Source organism: Pseudomonas sp. MM227, assembly GCF_947090715.1.
Classification (GTDB): domain Bacteria; phylum Pseudomonadota; class Gammaproteobacteria; order Pseudomonadales; family Pseudomonadaceae; genus Aquipseudomonas; species Aquipseudomonas baltica.
Genome location: NZ_OX352319.1, coordinates 4,428,953 through 4,446,156, shown reverse-complemented (window position 1 = coordinate 4,446,156; position 17,204 = coordinate 4,428,953). Strand labels below are relative to the sequence as shown.

The following is a 17,204-nucleotide window of genomic DNA, read 5'->3' as shown; positions in this document are numbered from 1 at the left end:
CACGATCAGGCGACGGCGCCAACGCGCCATCCTGATCTTTGCCCCAAGGTCCGAGCTCTGGCGAGCCCGAACGGCATTCATGCCGGCTGCATGCCGATGAACTGCGCCAGCTCGGGCGTGCGCGGATTGACGAACAATTCCTTGGGATCGCCCACCTCGTGCACCTTGCCATGGTGCATGAACACCAGCTTGTCGCCGACCTCGCGGGCGAAGCGCATTTCGTGGGTGACCATGATCAGGGTCATGCCGTCTTCGGCCAGCTTGCGCACCACGCTGAGCACCTCGTTGACCAGCTCCGGGTCCAGCGCCGAGGTGATCTCGTCGCACAGCAGCACCTTGGGCGACATGGCCAGTGCGCGGGCGATCGCCACGCGCTGTTGCTGGCCGCCGGACAGACGTTCGGGGAACGCATCGAACTTCTCGCCCAGGCCGACCCGTTCGAGCATCTCGCGGGCCAGTTCGCAGGCGCGAGCCTTGGGCACTTTCTGCACCACCTGAGGGGCCAGCATCACGTTTTCGCCCACGCTCAGGTGCGGGAACAGGTTGAACTGCTGGAACACCATGCCGACCTTCTGGCGCAGGCTGCGCAAGTCGGCGCGCGCCGCATCCAGGTATTCACCGTCGACTTCGATGACGCCGTCGTTGATCGATTCCAGGCCGTTCAGGGTGCGCAGCAAGGTGCTCTTGCCCGAACCGCTGCGACCGATGATCGCGACCACCTGACCTTCGTCCACACTCAGGTCGATGCCCTTGAGCACATGATGATCGCCGTAGTACTTGTGCAGGGCGGAAATCCTAAGCAGCGGCATGCAGCCTCCTTTCCAGATAGCGGGCACTGAGCGACAGCGGGTAGCACAGGGCGAAGTAGCCCAGGGCGACGAAGCCGTAGACCATGAAGGGTTCGAAGGTGGCGTTGGCCAGCATGCTGCCGGTCTTGGTCAGCTCGGTGAAGCCGATGATCGAGGTCACCGCGGTGCCCTTGACCACTTGCACCGAGAAGCCCACGGTCGGCGCCACGGCAATGCGCAAGGCCTGGGGCAGGATCACGTGGCGCAGCTGCTCGTTGCGGGTAAGCGCCAGGCTGGCGGAGGCTTCCCACTGGCCGTTGCCGATGGACTCCACGCAGCCGCGCCAGATCTCGGCCAGATAGGCGCTGGTGAACAGCGTCAGGGCCAGGGCGGCGGCCACCCAAGGCGAGATGTCCACGCCCATCAGCGCCACGCCGAAGAACACCAGAAACAGCTGCATCAACAGAGGCGTGCCCTGGAACACTTCGATATAGCAGCGTGCCAGCGTGCGCAGCGGATGCGTGGGCGAGATGCGCAGGGTCATCACCAGCAAGCCGATCAAACCACCGCCAATGAACGCCACCAGGCTCAAGGCCAGGGTCCATTGCAGGCCGATGAGCAGGTTGCGCACGATGTCCCACAGGGTGAAATCCATCAGCTGTTCCTAATGATGAAACGCCGACCCAGCCAGTTCAACAGCATGCGGATCAGGATCGACATGACCAGGTACACCAGCGTGGTCAGCAGATACGTCTCGAAGGCGCGAAAATTGCGCGACTGGATGAAATTGGCGTAGAAGCTCAGCTCCTGCGTGGCGATCTGCGAGCACACCGCCGAACCCAGCATGACGATGATGATCTGGCTGCTCAGCGCCGGCCAGACCTTGGCCAGGGCCGGCTGGAGAACCACGTAGCGAAACGCCTCGAAGCGGCTCATGGCCAGGGCCGCAGAGGCTTCGAGCTGCCCCTTTGGCACGGCCTGGATGCCCGCGCGGATGATCTCGGTGGAATACGCCCCCAGGTTGACCACCATGGCAAGCACCGCGGCTTGCCACTCGCTGATCTGCACGCCCAGGCTGGGCAGGCCGAAGAAAATGAAGAACAGCTGGACCAGGAAGGGCGTGTTGCGGATGAGCTCCACGTAGACCCCGAAGAGGCCGGCGAACGGCTTGATCTGCCAGGCCCGCAGGGCGCCGCCGACGATGCCCACGGCTACCCCGAGCAGTGCGCCGATGGCGGTGAGCTCAAGGGTGAACAGCGCACCCTTGAGCAGCAGGTCGGCCTGTGCGAGTACCGGGGCGAAAGCGAACTGATAGGCCATTGGGTGCGCTCGACAATCAGAGGTCGGCGGGCAGCGGCTGCTTCAGCCAGGTCTGCGCATTCTTTTCCAGGCTGCCGTCACTCTTGCCCGCAGCGATGATCTGATTGACCTTGGCCAGCAGCTCGGGCTGTTGCTTGTTGATGCCCACGTACACCGGCGAGTCCTTGAGCTTGATCTTCAGGGCTGGAATGCGTTTAGGGTTCTTTTCCGAGATGGCCACCATCACCACGTTGCCGCTGGCGATCAGGTCGGTCTGGCCGGCAAGGTAGGCGGCGATGGTCGAATTGTTGTCTTCGAAGCGCTTGATGGTGAGGCCTTCGGGCGCGACCTTGCTCAGCTCGATGTCTTCGATGGCGCCACGGGTCACGCTGATGGTCTTGCCCTTGAGGTCGTCCAGCGTGGCGATCGGCGCTTCCGGCGGGCCGAACACGGCCAGGTAGAACGGCGCGTAGGCACTGGAGAAATCGATGACCTGTTCACGCTCGGCATTCTTGCCCAGGCTGGAGATCACCAGGTCGACCTTGCCGGTGGTGAGGTAGGGAATGCGGTTGGTGGAGTTCACCGGAGTGAGCTGCAGCTTCACTTTGAGTTGGTCGGCGATCAGCTTGGCCGTGTCGATGTCCAGTCCGCGCGGTTGCATGTCGGGGCCGACCGAGCCGAACGGCGGGAAATCCTGCGGCACGGCAACGCGCAAGGTGCCGCGCTCGGTGATGTCGCTCAGGCCATCGGCGTGGGCTGCCTGGCCCAGCATGAAACTGGCGACCAGGGTGGTGAACAGCAGGCTGCAGCGCGAAATCATGGCGATACTCCGATTGCGATCGAGTCGAGGTTGCCAGGGAGGTAGCACAGCGCGTGCCAGAATGGGGCAGGGGGCGGGCGCCGCGGCGTGGGATCGGGGTTCGAGCTGCCACGAGTGCTCTGTGCCGGGCTGGCCGCGCACCGTTGCGGAGCGCACTGGCCAGTGCCTGCGGTCATTCCTGGTGCGCCGAGCGGGGTTCCATTGCCTGTATCACCGATGTTCATAGTGATGATCAATGATCATCGGCTTCCTGTAGCAGCGCTGTGCCGCTATGATGGGCCACGTTTTTCTTTCCGAATATGACCACGGAGACACTCCATGAGCAGCGACCTTATCAAGCACGTCAGCGACGCCAGCTTCGAAGCAGATGTACTCAAGGCTGACGGTGCTGTACTCGTCGACTACTGGGCCGAATGGTGTGGCCCGTGCAAGATGATCGCCCCGGTGCTCGACGAAATCGCCGAAACCTACAAGGGCAAGCTGACCGTCGCCAAGCTCAACATCGACGAGAATCAGGAAACCCCGGCCAAGCATGGCGTGCGCGGTATCCCGACGCTGATGCTGTTCAAGAACGGCAACGTCGAGGCGACCAAGGTCGGCGCGCTGTCCAAGTCGCAGTTGGCAGCCTTCCTGGATGCCAATATCTGATACCTGAAAGGCCCCGCATTCGTCGGGGCTTTTTTCTGGGCGCGATACTGGACGCCTACAAATCGAGGTGTTACATTCGGCCTCGCATTGGTTTCTCCTCTGCCCCCTGCAAGCCGTCGCCGACGCACTCCTACTCGAATCAGTACGCGATCCTGTCGCCTTCTCTGCGGCGCGGCCTCATTAAGCCCAAAGCTTAATTTCTCCCCTCCATACATGATTACGTCATTCCCTTATGAACCTGACTGAACTCAAGCAAAAGCCGATCACCGATCTGCTCGAAATGGCCGAACAGATGGGCATAGAAAATATGGCCCGTTCGCGCAAGCAGGATGTGATTTTCTCCCTGTTGAAGAAGCACGCCAAAAGCGGTGAGGAAATCTCCGGTGATGGCGTGCTGGAGATTCTCCAGGACGGCTTCGGCTTCCTGCGTTCGGCTGACGCCTCGTACCTGGCCGGCCCAGACGACATCTACGTCTCGCCCAGCCAGATCCGCCGCTTCAACCTGCGTACCGGCGACACCATCGTCGGCAAGATCCGCCCGCCCAAGGAAGGCGAGCGTTATTTCGCCCTGTTGAAAGTCGATACCATCAACTTCGACCGTCCGGAAAACGCGAAAAACAAGATTCTCTTCGAAAACCTCACGCCGCTGTTCCCTACGGTGCGCATGAAGATGGAAGCCGGCAACGGTTCCACCGAAGACCTCACCGGTCGTGTCATCGACCTGTGCGCACCGATCGGCAAGGGCCAGCGTGGCCTGATCGTCGCTCCGCCGAAAGCGGGCAAGACCATCATGCTGCAGAACATCGCGTCGAACATCACGCGCAACAACCCTGAATGCCACCTGATCGTCCTGCTGATCGACGAGCGTCCGGAAGAAGTCACCGAGATGCAGCGCACCGTGCGCGGCGAAGTGGTCGCCTCGACCTTCGACGAGCCGCCAACCCGCCACGTGCAAGTGGCCGAGATGGTGATCGAGAAGGCCAAGCGCCTGGTCGAGCACAAGAAGGATGTGGTCATCCTGCTCGACTCCATCACTCGCCTGGCGCGTGCCTACAACACCGTGATCCCGAGCTCCGGCAAGGTCCTGACCGGTGGTGTCGACGCCCATGCCCTGGAGAAGCCCAAGCGTTTCTTCGGTGCCGCGCGTAACATCGAGGAAGGCGGTTCGCTGACCATCATCGCCACCGCGCTGGTCGAAACCGGCTCGAAGATGGACGAAGTGATCTACGAAGAGTTCAAGGGTACCGGCAACATGGAACTGCCCCTGGACCGCAAGATCGCCGAGAAGCGCGTCTTCCCGGCCATCAACATCAACCGTTCCGGTACCCGTCGCGAAGAGCTGCTGACCGCCGACGACGAACTGCAGCGCATGTGGATCCTGCGCAAGCTGCTGCACCCGATGGACGAAGTGGCGGCCATCGAGTTCCTGATCGACAAGCTCAAGCAGACCAAGACCAACGACGAGTTCTTCCTGTCGATGAAACGCAAGTAAGCCCACCCGCTGCTTGATCCGAATGGCGCCCTTGCGGCGCCATTCGCATTTTCAACGTTGCATAGCCATGCCAGACCCGTTCGGCCGACAAGGATTGTTATGACTCACCTAGCCTATCGACGTGACATCGACGGCTTGCGCGCCGTGGCGGTCATTGCCGTGGTGTTGTTCCACTTTGGTATTCCGGGTTTTGCCGGCGGGTTCGTCGGCGTTGACGTGTTCTTCGTCATCTCGGGTTATCTGATCACCTCGATCATCTGCCGCGAGCGTGCCTCGGGCCACTTCAGTTTTGTGGAGTTCTGGGGGCGCCGTGCGCGGCGGATCCTGCCCGCCCTGGTGGTGATGGTGGTAGCCTGTCTGGTCGTTGGCTGGTTCCTGCTGGTGCCGCGTGATTATGAAGAGCTGGGGCGCTCGGCGCGCTACCAGGCCATGTTCATGTCCAACGTGCTGTTCGCCCGGCAGGACGGCTATTTCGATACCGATTCGGAGCTTAAACCACTGCTGCACACTTGGTCGCTGGCGGTGGAAGAGCAGTTCTATATTCTCTTGCCGCTGTTGCTGGCCGTGCTCGGCCGGTATGTGAAGGCGTGGCGCAGAGGCTTGTTCGGCATTGCCCTGGCATCGTTTGCGGTGAGCGTCTGGCAGGTTCAGCAAGCCCCGGCGCAGGCATTCTTTCTATTGCCGGCGCGCGCGTGGGAACTGTTGGCCGGCAGCCTGCTAGCGGTGGCGCCGGTGTTCCAGCGCCCGCTGACAGTGGCCGTGCGTCAGGGCGTGGCCACCGCCGGGATCGCTGCCGTGGGCGTGGCCATTGCCTGCTATGACTGGCGTACCGCGTTCCCCGGCATGGCGGCACTGCTGCCGGTGTTGGGCACGCTGGCGATCATCTGGTCCGGCGCCGGCCAGCCGACCTGGCTGTCACGGCTGCTGGGCACGCGGCCGATGGTGGCGGTGGGCTTGATCTCCTATTCCTGGTACCTGTGGCACTGGCCGGTGCACGTATTCGCCGACTATGCCGCCGTGGACGGTATCGCTGGGCATGAAAACCTTGCGCTGATCCTGGGCAGTCTGCTGCTCGGCTACCTGTCCTGGCGCTGGGTCGAAACGCCCCTGCGCGGTCGGCGCTGGCTGGCCCAGCCGCGTCAGGCGCTGTTGGCCGCATTGCTGGCCATGGTGGTGGTGGGCCTGGCGGGGCAATCCCTGCGCTGGAGCGATGGCGTACCGTCGCGGCTGTCGGCGCAGGCATTGGCCTACGCCGAGGCCGGCGAATGGCATGCCGGGCAGCGTGACTGCATGTTCGAAAAAACCACTGCGCCCGAACGCCTCATCTGTCACCTTGGACGCCAAAGCAAAGACGTGCTGCCACCGCTGATCTGGGGCGACAGCCATGCAGCCGCGCTGATGCCGGCACTGCGCGTGCATAGCGAGCGCACCGGGCAGGCACTCGATCTGGCCAGCTCGGCCGGCTGCGTACCGGTCGCGGGGCTGGAGCGCAACGACCTGTGCCGGCAGTTCAATGCGCAGGTCCGGAGCGTGATCGCACAGGCGCCGCAGCGCGACGTGGTGCTGGTCGCGCGCTGGACGTTGTACCTGTATGGCGACGAGCATGGCGACCTGACCTATCGCTTGCCCGGTACCGATGCGCCGGTGCAGATGGCCGAGGCGCTCAAGCGCGAAGTCCGAGCCTTGCGCCAGGCGGGCAGCCGGGTCTGGCTGCTCGATGAAGTCCCTTTGCAGAACGCCAACGCACCTTACCGGCTGAGCCGCCTGGCCATGCTCCAGCGATCGACCGACGGCATCGGGCGCCCGCTGCGCGAACACCGACAGCGTCAGGCGGTCATGCAGGGGCTGTTCGCCGAGCTGGCGGCCAGTGATCCCCAGGTGCGCATCCTCGATACGACCCAGCTGTTCTGCGCCGATGGCATGACCTGCGTGGCCGAGTCTGCCGGGCGTTCGCTGTACATGGACGACAACCACCTGGGTGACGACGCGGCCGGGTTCGTGGCGCCCTTGTTCGCCCCGCTGCTTGCGCCCGTACACGCGCCAGCGCCTGGCAATTCCCATTAAAGCCCAGCCGGCGGCTGCCAGCGGCCGCCAGAGCAGGTAGGATGTACGCTTATTTTCTAACTGGCATGGTCGATGAAATTCAAGGATCTTCGGGATTTCGTGCAGCAGCTTGAGCAGCGCGGAGAGTTGAAACGCATTCAGGTGCCCATCTCGCCGGTGCTCGAAATGACCGAGGTGTGCGACCGCACGCTGCGTGCCAAGGGCCCGGCCCTGCTTTTCGAAAGGCCCACCGGCTTCGATATCCCGGTGCTCGGCAACCTGTTCGGCACGCCGGAGCGGGTGGCCATGGGGATGGGGGCCGAATCGGTGAGCGAGCTGCGCGAGATCGGCAAGCTGCTGGCGTTCCTCAAGGAGCCCGAGCCGCCCAAGGGCCTGCGCGATGCCTGGTCGAAACTGCCGATTTTCAAGAAGATCATCGCCATGGCCCCCAAGGTGGTGAAGGACGCGCCTTGCCAGGAAATCGTCTTGGAAGGCGACGACGTCGACCTTGGCATGCTGCCCGTGCAGCACTGCTGGCCGGGCGACGTGGCACCCCTGATCACCTGGGGCCTGACCGTCACCAAGGGGCCGAACAAGGAACGCCAGAACCTGGGTATCTACCGCCAGCAGGTGATCGGCCGCAACAAGGTCATCATGCGCTGGCTGAGCCATCGCGGTGGCGCCCTGGATTACCGCGAGTGGTGCGACAAGCACCCTGGCCAGCCGTTTCCCGTGGCCGTGGCCCTGGGTGCCGACCCTGCGACCATTCTCGGCGCGGTGACGCCGGTACCCGACAGCCTCTCCGAGTACGCGTTCGCCGGGCTGCTGCGCGGCAACCGCACCGAGCTGGTGAAATGCCGCGGCAACGACCTGCAGGTGCCGGCCACTGCCGAGATCATCCTGGAAGGGGTGATTCATCCGGGCGAGATGGCCGACGAAGGGCCGTATGGCGACCATACCGGCTACTACAACGAAGTCGACAAGTTTCCAGTGTTCACGGTGCAGCGCATCACTCACCGGATCAAGCCGATCTACCACAGCACCTACACCGGCCGGCCACCCGATGAGCCGGCGATCCTGGGCGTGGCGCTGAACGAAGTGTTCGTGCCCATCCTGCAGAAGCAATTCCCGGAAATCACCGACTTCTACCTGCCGCCCGAAGGCTGCTCGTACCGCATGGCGGTGGTGACCATGAAGAAGCAGTACCCGGGGCACGCCAAGCGGGTGATGCTCGGGGTGTGGTCGTTCCTGCGGCAGTTCATGTACACCAAGTTCGTCATCGTCACCGACGACGACATCAATGCCCGCGACTGGAACGACGTGATCTGGGCCATCACCACGCGCATGGACCCCAAGCGCGATACCGTGCTGATCGACAACACGCCGATCGACTACCTGGATTTCGCCTCGCCGGTGTCCGGCCTGGGTTCCAAGATGGGCCTGGACGCCACGCACAAGTGGCCGGGCGAGACTACGCGCGAATGGGGTCGGGTCATCGTCAAGGACGAGGCCGTGACCCGCCGCATCGATGAACTCTGGAATCAGTTGGGAATAGATTGATGCGTGTGACCTTGCAACCTTCGGGCGTGGTGCTGCAAACCCTGCCCGGTGAGCGGATTCTGGCGGCCGCGCAGCGTCTGGGCTATGACTGCCCGCAGAGCTGCCGCAATGGCAACTGCCATGTGTGCAGCGCGGTGCTGGTGGAAGGCAGTGTTCGCGAGGAGGGCGCGGTGATCGACCGCGGCGAGTTTCATACCTGCATCGCCGAGCCGCTGGAAGACTGCGTGATCCTCTGGGACGGCGTACTGGCCAAGGGCGAGCTGCCGGTGCGTAGCCTGGCCTGCCAGCTGATCGACTGCGTCGATATCGGCGGCGATGTCTGGCGCGTGCGCCTGCGTGCGCCGGCCGGCAAGCCGCCGCGCTACCATGCCGGGCAATACCTGATGATCGAGCGCGACAACGGCGAAAAGTCGGCCTTCTCCCTGGCCTCTGCACCCCACAGCGGGCGCGACCTGGAGCTGCACGTACTGGTCCGCGAAGCCAGTGCGCAGAGCTTGATCGAGCAGTTGCAGCGCAATGGCATGGCCCGTGTGTACATGCCCTATGGCGATACCCACCTGGCCGAGTTGCCGGACGGGCCGCTGGTGCTGATTGCTGCAGGTACGGGCATGGCGCAGATGAACAGCCTGATCGAGCACTGCCGTCGCGCGGGGTTCAAGCATCCGGTGCATCTGTACTGGGGTGTACGTCGGCCCGAGGATTTCTATGCGCTGGAACATTGGGAGCAATGGAAGCAGTTGCCCAACCTGTTCCTGAACAAGGTGGTGAGCGACCTGTGCGGCTGGGAAGGGCGCTGCGGCATGCTGCATGAAGCGGTCTGCGAAGACATAGCCGATCTGACCGCCGTGCATGTCTATGGCAGCGGTTCACCGGCGATGATCTACGCCACGCTCGATGCCCTGGTAAACGCCGGGATGGATGCGCACCAGATGCGTGCCGACGTCTTTGCCTACGCGCCGCGGCCCGCCTGATTGCCACTGGCCCTGCGTCATTTCGTTGCCTGCTTCTGCTGTCGTGATGCCTGCGTCGAACCTGACGCAGTGGCATTGCTGTGAAATCGTGCACGTCGATGTGTCCGTGAGCCTGTTTGGTGCTTATAACTTATTTATTTGAAGTTGATTATAAGCGCTTGTATTTATTGATCTATCTGCCATACGGTAGGAACGCGGCAGTTGCAATGCGTTAGAGTTGGGCTTCATTGCAATCTTACGGGGATAACAGGCGACTGCTTATGTCGGTACTCGAAACTGCGCACTTGAATGTGGTCTATCCGCCGTCGCTCGATCTCGGGCCGCAATTGACCCACGAGCAACTTCTTCATTCATTGGACACCACGATGCGGCGCCATCGTGGCGGGCCGGTCTGGCTGTTCGCCTACGGCTCGCTCATCTGGCGGCCCGAATGCAGCGCCGCCGAGCGGCGCCGGGCGCGTGTGCATGGCTATCACCGGGGCCTGTACCTGTGGTCCCACGAACACCGTGGCACACCCGAGCGACCCGGCCTGGTATTCGGTCTGGACCGAGGCGGCTCATGCGCCGGGTTCGCCTATCGCTTGCCTCAGGAAGATCTGGAGAATTCGCTGCTGGCGCTGTGGAAGCGCGAGATGCCCTATCCCTCGTACCGCCCGCATTGGCTCAACTGCCGTCTTGAAGACGGCACCAAGGTGCAGGCGTTGGGGTTCGTATTGGAGCGGCATTTGCCCAGCTATGCAGGCAACCTGCCGGATAACCTGCTGACGCAGATTCTCGACAGTGCCAGCGGGCGATTTGGCAGCACCCGCGATTACGTCGAGCAAACCATCAGTGCCCTGCGCAATCACGCAATGCCGGACAAGAACCTGGAAGCCAGGCTCAAGCGTTGCCACCAGGGCAGCTGCACTCAAGCCTCGCAGCAATTCCTGCCCTGACGGCGCTTCACGCCTTGCGTCAGGCGTTACGCTGGGTGCTGGCCACCTGTTTGTGCCAGAGCGTGGGGATCAGGAAGACGATCGCCAACAGGCAGGCGCCGATCAGCAGGACGAAACCACCGTCCCAGCCGAAGTGGTCCACGGTGTAACCCATCGCCGCGCTGGCGGCGACCGAGCCGCCCAGGTAGCCGAACAGACCAGTGAAGCCCGCGGCGGTGCCGGCCGCTTTCTTCGGTGCCAGTTCCAGCGCCTGCAGGCCGATCAGCATGACCGGGCCGTAGATCAGGAAGCCGATCGAGACCAGCGCGATCATGTCCACGGTCGGGTTGCCGGGCGGGTTGAGCCAGTACACCAGGGTTGCCACGGTCACCAGCGCCATGAACACCACGCCGGTCAGCCCACGGTTGCCACGGAAGATCTTGTCCGACATCCAGCCGCACAGCAACGTGCCGGGAATACCGGCCCACTCATAGAAGAAATAGGCCCATGAGGTGGTGTCGACGGTGAAGTGCTTGGCTTCCTTGAGGTAGGTCGGCGCCCAGTCCAGTACGCCATAGCGCAGCAGATAGACGAACACGTTGGCCAAGGCGATGTACCAGAGCATCTTGTTGCGCAGCACATACTTGACGAAGATTTCCTTGGCGCTGAATTCTTCTTCGTGGCTTGAATCGTAGCCTTCCGGGTAATCGTTCTTGTATTGCTCGATGGGCGGCAGGCCGACCGATTGCGGTGTGTCGCGCATGGTCGCAAAGGCGAACAGGGCCACCAGCAGGGCAACTGCGGCCGGTACGTAGAACGCTGCGTGCCAATCGTTGAACAAGCCCATGCCGAGCAGGAACAGCGGGCCGATCAAGCCACCGCCGACGTTGTGCGCCACGTTCCACACCGACACCACGCCGCCGCGTTCCTTCTGCGACCACCAGTGCACCATGGTCCGGCCGCTCGGCGGCCAGCCCATGCCTTGCGCCCAGCCGTTGATGAACAGCAGGATGAACATCATGGTGACGCTTGACGTTGCCCACGGCGCAAAGCCGAAGACGAACATCACGCCGGCGGAAACCAGCAACCCGAATGGCAGGAAGTAGCGCGGGTTGGAGCGGTCGGACACGATCCCCATGAGGAATTTGGACAGGCCATAGGAGATGGCGATGGCCGACATCGCCAAGCCCAGTTGGCCTCGGGTATAGCCCTGTTCTTCGATCAGGTAGGGCATGGCCAGCGAGAAGTTCTTGCGCAGCAGGTAGTAACCGGCGTAACCGATGAATATCCCGGCGAAGATCTGCCAGCGAAGGCGACGGTAGGTGCTGTCTATCTTTTCATCGGGCAGGGCTGCACGATGCGGGGCGGGGCGGAAGAAGGCGAACATTCACAAACTCCATTTATTGTTATTTGCTGCGGATTCGAATGTTACAGTTTCGTTACCGAAAATAAAACGAATTACCGCCCAGCGGAGTTTGCGAAAATGTTGCAATGCGAACTTAAGCGGTTCAGTTCTGTTTACCCACTCGCTTGACGCTTCTGCATAATCGTTTCAGCCCAGTGGATTCGAACGAGCTACTGAATCGCCCGTGCTGGCCGATACAGTCAGCACACGATCTTGCGGAGACATATGTGATGAAAGCCTGGGTATTCATAGGGCTGGCGTTGGCCCTGCCGACCGCCGTGATGGCCAACGAGGCAGCCAAAGAGGGCGAGAACGCAGCGCCCAAAGTTGCCTATATCGGCATGACCCCACCGTTCGTGGGCAACTACGCCTTGGACGGCGGCCCCAAGCTGCACGTGTACAAGGCGGACATCGCCTTGAAGGTCACCGGCGCGGAAGCGGAAGCTGCCGTGAAGCGCCAGGACCCGCTGCTGCGCAATCAATTGGTAGCACTGTTCGCACAGCAGACCGCCGAATCGATGGGCAACGTCGAAGCCAAGGAGAAACTGCGTCAGGAAGCCCTCAAGCAATTGCAGCAGGTGATGAACGACGAAGAGGGCAAGCCTATCGTCGAAGACCTGCTGTTCAATAACCTGATCGTGCAGTGAACTGATTGTTTTGCAGCAAGGCGGACAGAAGATTGCCATTGGCGTAGGCTGTCTCAAAATCACTGAGTTTTGAGACAGCGATGTTCAAGATCCCTCCCGCCGTTATCCGCGATCCGCTTCAACGCATTGCTCGGGATTGTCCGGAGCGCATAGCTGAATACCTGGCTCTCAACGCGCCCTTGGATGGCAAGGGCCGGTATCAGCATTTCGACAAGCTTCGTTTCCGCATTCCTGAAGGACTGAACCATGAACTGGTGTGGTCGCTGGTGAAGTTGGCGCGTGAACGGCAACTGAGCGACGTCATTGTACTGGGTCAGCCTGCACATCAATGCCAACTGCTACTGACGCCAGCGATCCATGCCGCGACCTCCGAGACTGACCGGCACACTACGGGTGCTGCATTGGAGTGGATGAGCAACAAGATCGGTGAGCAGAAACACGTGACGTACCTGCTCAACGACCTCATAGAAGACGAGGCCATCAGCAGTAGCCAGTTGGAGGGTGCATCGACCACGACCCAAGTGGCCAAGGACTTGCTCAGGCGTCAGCGAGGTCCGCGCACTCCAGATGAAAAGATGATTCTGGGCAATTATCGGATGATGCAGTTCGTGTGGGAGCATCGCACACGACCGCTGAGTGCTGATTTGATCGCCGAGATCCACCAAGTGGGTGTGGAGAACATCGATGACGAGCATTATCACCCAGGTGTGTTCCGCGTTAACGATGAGGTAGTGGTCCAGGACGGCGATGGCAATGTGGTGCATACACCACCGCCAGCACGCGGTCTGGAGTCGCGGCTGGAAGCCTTGGCCGAATGGGCCAACAGCAACCATGGTGAGTTCAGGACCAATCGTTACCTGCATCCGCTGATCAAGGCGATCGTCCTGCACTTTGCCATTGGCTATGAGCACCCTTTTCACGACGGCAATGGCCGGGTGGCCCGGTCATTGTTCTACTGGTTCATGTTCAAGCATGATTTCGCTGCCTTTCGTTACATAGCTATCAGCAAATTGCTCAAGGCCGCCCCTGTGCAGTACGGCAAGAGTTATCTCTATACCGAAACAGACGATATGGACCTGACGTATTTCGTCGACTACCAAAGTCGCACGATCATTCGCGGCATCGCGGATTTCAAAGAAGCCTACGAAAAAACGCTGGCCGATATGAACTCATTCAATCGCTTCCTGTTCGACAGTGGTTTGTATGCACAGCTGAGCGACAAGCAGAAAACCGTACTGCAGGTGGCTAGCAACGAGAAGGGGATGAAGTTCACGGCTGTGAACCTGAAAGAGAGCTTGGGCTGCTCGTACAATACGGCAGCTTCGGTACTCAACGGTCTTGTGGATTTAGGTTTGTTTCAGAAACGCAAGGATGGACGTGAGTGGGTGTTTTCTTTGGCGCAGACGGGGCTGCATCGTTAGACGCTGAAAAGGTTAAGCCTTGCGCACACAACGCGCTATGCAGGTACGCATGGCGCACTGCGGCTATGTGGAGCAAGGGCCAGAAGCGTAACGTCATGGCCAGTTCGACATAGCCTTCTATCGCAATCCCAGCACAATTTCCCACTGCTGTGCCGTTACCGGCATCACCGAAAGCCGGCTGCCTTTTTGTACCAGCGCAAGTTCGGCAAGTCCGCTCTGCTGCTTCAACAAGGCCAACCCGAGCACGGGGTCGAAGGTTTCGACGTGGGCTACATCCACCGAAGTCCAGGGGTTCTTCTCGGTGCTGGCCTTGGGATCGAAGTAATGACTGTCCGGATCCAGGGCAGTGGGGTCGGGATAGTCGCTCGCGACGATGCGACCAATGCCGGCGATGCCTGGCTCGGGGCAGCTGGAATGATAGAAGAAGAAATGGTCGCCAACGGCCATGGTGCGCATGAAGTTGCGTGCCTGATAGTTACGTACGCCGTCCCAGCGCGTCTGGCCAAGCGTGGCTAGGCCCTGGATGGACAATTCGTCAGGCTCGGATTTCATCAGCCAATAGGCCATGGCGAGTGTTCCTCAATAATGTGAAATGGCCAGCTTTTGTGGGATTCAAGCGCACCCGACAATTGGTCGTGAACAACGTTTGCTTGTCTACCAAGCTTGCCCCAGAATGCGCGCAAATTTAAGCCCGACGCTGCTGCTCGGCACGCCAGAATATCGTTCTGTCGATTCTTTAATTGCCTGTAGGGGGGCAACGTCGATGCGCCGTAAGCCGGACTTGTTGTGGACATTGGTGATTTTGTTGGGCTTGGGTATCGTCACCACTGGATACGCGCAGAGTCTGTGGGCGAGCAAGGCGGATACCGCTGCAGAGCTGATCGTGGTGCAGGCTTCGATGGTGCAGACTTCGATGGTACAAGGTTCGATGGCAAGTCCGCGGTAACGGTAGCGCCCGTTCGCGGCCACTGACCGCTCCCGCAGGTTGGCGCCGCGGCGCAAGGCTCACCTCAGATACCAACCCTTGTCCGTCACCGTTCCCTGCAGCGGTATGTCCCAACTGGCCTGCGCCAGGCGCTCCACCTTCTGACACTCATGGGCCAGCCCCAGCAGCACCGGGGCTTGCCAGGCCGTGCGGCGATTGCGGTAGGCCAGGCTGCGGTCGTAGAAGCCGCCGCCCATGCCCAGGCGCCCACCTTCGTCGTCGAACCCCACCAGCGGCAGCAGGATCAGGTCCAGTGCCCAGATGGTGCGCTGGCGTGCGCGCTGGATACGGGGTTCTGGAATGCCAAAGCGGTTGGGACGAAGCTTTTCGCCTCGGCGTACCTGCTGAAACACCATCCTGGTGCGCGGCCAATCGCTGAGCACCGGCAGGTAAGTGCGCTTGCCGCGCCGTTGAGCTTCACGCAACAGAGGCCGCGGGTCTATCTCGCCGTCGTTGGGCAGGTACAGGGCAATGTGTCGGGCACGGCGGAACAGCGGATGCTGGGCCAGTTGTCGGTAGAGATCGCGAGCGGCCAGGCGCTGCTGTGCAGGGGTAAGGGCGCGACGCGCCGCACGTAGCTGGCGGCGCAGGGATTGACGAGGCTGTGTTTGACGAGGCAGCGGCGCGGATACGGTCATGGGCGCGGTCGATCCTGATCAAGGGCGCCGTGGGACAGTGCTGCCCGGCGACGAATGAAAAAGCCCACGCCAAGTGTTGCCGGCATGGGCTGGAAATTCAGGTACTCCCCGACGAACCGCTGTCGGTGTAGCCCTTGAACCCGAAAGTTCAAGGTGGAGATCACAGGAGGTTTTAAGGCTTTCCGTCGAGCGGACATGCACACCAACCCCACGTGCAACCCCCGTGGTTGTGCGTATCGGCTCAGGGACATGACCGACTGGCAAGCACTCCAGGGAGTGATGCCAGTATACAGAAAAGCTTTGCGGATTTCAGCCCTTGGGCGTTTCCGGATCGGTGGCAAGCACCAGGTCCACGCGTTCGAGCAGGTCGCGAACCTGCTCGCGAGTGGTGCCGTTGACCGACAGCTCCGGTGTGTCCTGGCGATGCAGCAGATCGTGAGTGATGTTCAGCGCGGCCATGACGGCAATGCGGTCGGCACCGATCACTTTGCCGCTGCTGCGGATCTCGCGCATCTTGCCGTCCAGGTAGCGTGCGGCGTTGACCAGATTGCTGCGCTCCTGCGGCGGGCAGATGATCGAGTATTCCTTGTCCAGGATCTGAACGGTGACGCTATTGCTTGAACTCATGAGTCTTGCTCCAGGGCCTTGAGGCGCGAAATCATGGACTCGACCTTACGCCGGGCGATTTCATTCTTTTCGATGAGATTTGCGCGTTCCTCGCGCCAGGTTTTTTCCTGCGCTAATAGGAGTCCGTTTTGTCGTTTTAGTTGCTCGACTCGTCCGATCAATGATTCGAGTCGGCTCATCAGCGCTTGCAGGTCGTTGTGTTCCATGGAGTCCCGGTGGGTACGGTTGGGAAATGTTGCCCGCCGATGAACTGGCGGGCCCGGTGAAGATGAACACGTAGTTGTCCGCGTCGATAGTCTGGCGCGGTTGCCGGTGCTAGGATACAAGGCCTTCATTCTAGTCATTGCGCCGTCTGGCGCCTAGTTGCCCATGCCTATTCAGAATTCTCCCTATCACGCCTTCGCCGCCCTGCTCACCAGCAGCGGCCACACCGTTTCGCCCGCCGAACTGCACGGGCTGTTGCTGGGTCGCAGTTGCGCCGGTGCCGGCTTCGAGATCGAGCCATGGCTGCTGGATGCCGCCGATCTGCTTGCTACACCGGCCGCAGACAACGTTCGCCAGGCGCTCATCGGCCTGCAGGAAATGGTCAAGGGCGAACTCACCAGCGACGACATGACCGTGGTGCTGCTGGTCCCCAGCGACGAATCGCCGTTGCCCGAGCGCGCCGCCGCGCTGGGCGAGTGGTGCCAGGGCTTCCTCGCCGGTTTCGGCCTGACCGCGCGCGACACGGCGCTGAGCACCGAAGCCATGGAAGTGCTGCAGGACCTGGCCGCCATCGCCCAGGTGCAGGATGCGCTGGAGGAGTCCGAAGACGGCGAGGCCGACTACATGGAAGTCATGGAATACCTGCGGGTAGCACCGCTGCTGCTCTACACCGAATCGGCCAAGCAACCGACCGCAGCCAGCGCCAAGCCGTCGCTGCATTGACCGGAGCCTTTGCCTGCCC

At 61.5% G+C, this 17,204-nt stretch carries 19 protein-coding genes and 1 other RNA gene; 10 read left to right on the top strand and 10 right to left on the bottom strand.

All coding sequences use genetic code 11. The annotated features are described in order from the left end of the window. Positions 1 to 77: 77 nt before the first annotated feature. From ONG87_RS20250 to ONG87_RS20235, 4 genes are read right to left on the bottom strand one after another with little or no spacing between them, the layout of a single operon-like run. Positions 78 to 809 (bottom strand): amino acid ABC transporter ATP-binding protein, encoded by a 732-nt coding sequence (locus ONG87_RS20250; RefSeq protein WP_264381931.1) that lies wholly within the window; start codon positions 807 to 809, stop codon positions 78 to 80. Beyond that, complete coding sequence (locus ONG87_RS20245; protein WP_185794800.1) at positions 796 to 1,446, bottom strand: amino acid ABC transporter permease; 651 nt, start codon at positions 1,444 to 1,446, stop codon at positions 796 to 798. Before ONG87_RS20245 ends, ONG87_RS20250 begins: the two co-directional genes overlap by 14 nt. Beyond that, positions 1,443 to 2,108, bottom strand: coding sequence for an amino acid ABC transporter permease (locus ONG87_RS20240; protein ID WP_264381930.1), 666 nt, complete (start codon positions 2,106 to 2,108; stop codon positions 1,443 to 1,445). The genes ONG87_RS20245 and ONG87_RS20240 overlap by 4 nt, the downstream gene beginning before the upstream one ends. 16 nt (positions 2,109 to 2,124) lie before the next feature. Then, positions 2,125 to 2,907 carry a transporter substrate-binding domain-containing protein gene (locus ONG87_RS20235; protein ID WP_264381929.1) on the bottom strand — a complete coding sequence of 261 codons (783 nt, stop codon included), beginning with the start codon at positions 2,905 to 2,907 and terminating at the stop codon, positions 2,125 to 2,127. A gap of 318 nt (positions 2,908 to 3,225) precedes the next feature. On the opposite strand from ONG87_RS20235, the gene trxA reads away from it, so the two are divergent. The 6 genes from trxA (at position 3,226) to ONG87_RS20205 (ending at position 10,556) form a co-directional block, all read left to right on the top strand. Next, positions 3,226 to 3,555 carry a thioredoxin TrxA gene (trxA, locus tag ONG87_RS20230; protein ID WP_043192254.1) on the top strand — a complete coding sequence of 110 codons (330 nt, stop codon included), beginning with the start codon at positions 3,226 to 3,228 and terminating at the stop codon, positions 3,553 to 3,555. Positions 3,556 to 3,787: 232 nt separating this feature from the next. Further along, the gene (gene rho / locus ONG87_RS20225; protein WP_043192255.1) at positions 3,788 to 5,047 is read left to right on the top strand and encodes a transcription termination factor Rho; all 1,260 of its coding nucleotides are present in this window, start codon (positions 3,788 to 3,790) and stop codon (positions 5,045 to 5,047) included. A gap of 99 nt (positions 5,048 to 5,146) precedes the next feature. Further along, positions 5,147 to 7,111 carry an acyltransferase family protein gene (locus ONG87_RS20220; RefSeq protein ID WP_264381928.1) on the top strand — a complete coding sequence of 655 codons (1,965 nt, stop codon included), beginning with the start codon at positions 5,147 to 5,149 and terminating at the stop codon, positions 7,109 to 7,111. A gap of 72 nt (positions 7,112 to 7,183) precedes the next feature. Beyond that, the gene (gene ubiD, locus ONG87_RS20215) at positions 7,184 to 8,650 is read left to right on the top strand and encodes a 4-hydroxy-3-polyprenylbenzoate decarboxylase (RefSeq protein WP_264381927.1); all 1,467 of its coding nucleotides are present in this window, start codon (positions 7,184 to 7,186) and stop codon (positions 8,648 to 8,650) included. Beyond that, positions 8,650 to 9,621, top strand: coding sequence for a CDP-6-deoxy-delta-3,4-glucoseen reductase (locus ONG87_RS20210; RefSeq protein ID WP_264381926.1), 972 nt, complete (start codon positions 8,650 to 8,652; stop codon positions 9,619 to 9,621). Before ubiD ends, ONG87_RS20210 begins: the two co-directional genes overlap by 1 nt. A gap of 260 nt (positions 9,622 to 9,881) precedes the next feature. Next, positions 9,882 to 10,556 carry a gamma-glutamylcyclotransferase gene (locus ONG87_RS20205; RefSeq protein WP_122479902.1) on the top strand — a complete coding sequence of 225 codons (675 nt, stop codon included), beginning with the start codon at positions 9,882 to 9,884 and terminating at the stop codon, positions 10,554 to 10,556. 19 nt (positions 10,557 to 10,575) lie between these two features. Here the strand turns inward: ONG87_RS20205 and glpT are convergent, their stop codons facing one another. After that, a complete protein-coding gene (glpT, locus tag ONG87_RS20200) occupies positions 10,576 to 11,922 on the bottom strand; it encodes a glycerol-3-phosphate transporter (protein WP_122479901.1) in 1,347 nt (448 codons plus the stop codon). 248 nt (positions 11,923 to 12,170) lie between these two features. Between glpT and ONG87_RS20195 the strand changes: the two genes are divergently transcribed. Together ONG87_RS20195 and ONG87_RS20190 are read left to right on the top strand one after the other, a co-directional pair. Next, positions 12,171 to 12,587: a flagellar basal body-associated protein FliL gene (locus tag ONG87_RS20195; RefSeq protein WP_192059406.1), complete on the top strand. Its 417-nt coding sequence runs from the start codon at positions 12,171 to 12,173 to the stop codon at positions 12,585 to 12,587. Positions 12,588 to 12,667: 80 nt separating this feature from the next. Further along, a complete protein-coding gene (locus tag ONG87_RS20190; protein WP_264381925.1) occupies positions 12,668 to 14,008 on the top strand; it encodes a Fic family protein in 1,341 nt (446 codons plus the stop codon). A 117-nt stretch (positions 14,009 to 14,125) separates the two neighbouring features. Here the strand turns inward: ONG87_RS20190 and ONG87_RS20185 are convergent, their stop codons facing one another. Next, on the bottom strand, positions 14,126 to 14,575 hold the full coding sequence (locus tag ONG87_RS20185) for an EVE domain-containing protein (protein ID WP_264381924.1): 450 nt from the start codon (positions 14,573 to 14,575) through the stop codon (positions 14,126 to 14,128). Positions 14,576 to 14,771: 196 nt separating this feature from the next. On the opposite strand from ONG87_RS20185, the gene ONG87_RS20180 reads away from it, so the two are divergent. Further along, positions 14,772 to 14,954: a hypothetical protein gene (locus ONG87_RS20180; RefSeq protein ID WP_122479897.1), complete on the top strand. Its 183-nt coding sequence runs from the start codon at positions 14,772 to 14,774 to the stop codon at positions 14,952 to 14,954. 59 nt (positions 14,955 to 15,013) lie between these two features. Here the strand turns inward: ONG87_RS20180 and ONG87_RS20175 are convergent, their stop codons facing one another. The 4 genes from ONG87_RS20175 to ONG87_RS20160 form a co-directional block, all read right to left on the bottom strand. Continuing rightward, positions 15,014 to 15,631: a 5-formyltetrahydrofolate cyclo-ligase gene (locus ONG87_RS20175; RefSeq protein WP_122479896.1), complete on the bottom strand. Its 618-nt coding sequence runs from the start codon at positions 15,629 to 15,631 to the stop codon at positions 15,014 to 15,016. Between the two features lie 101 nt (positions 15,632 to 15,732). Further along, a non-coding RNA gene (gene ssrS / locus ONG87_RS20170) (6S RNA) lies at positions 15,733 to 15,910 on the bottom strand. A 30-nt stretch (positions 15,911 to 15,940) separates the two neighbouring features. Beyond that, on the bottom strand, positions 15,941 to 16,258 hold the full coding sequence (locus ONG87_RS20165) for a cell division protein ZapA (protein ID WP_122479895.1): 318 nt from the start codon (positions 16,256 to 16,258) through the stop codon (positions 15,941 to 15,943). After that, complete coding sequence (locus ONG87_RS20160) at positions 16,255 to 16,464, bottom strand: TIGR02449 family protein (protein ID WP_122479894.1); 210 nt, start codon at positions 16,462 to 16,464, stop codon at positions 16,255 to 16,257. The genes ONG87_RS20165 and ONG87_RS20160 overlap by 4 nt, the downstream gene beginning before the upstream one ends. A 163-nt stretch (positions 16,465 to 16,627) precedes the next feature. Here ONG87_RS20160 and ONG87_RS20155 point away from each other — a divergent pair, with 163 nt between their 5' ends. Next, on the top strand, positions 16,628 to 17,185 hold the full coding sequence (locus tag ONG87_RS20155; protein WP_264381923.1) for a YecA family protein: 558 nt from the start codon (positions 16,628 to 16,630) through the stop codon (positions 17,183 to 17,185). Positions 17,186 to 17,204 lie beyond the last annotated feature (19 nt).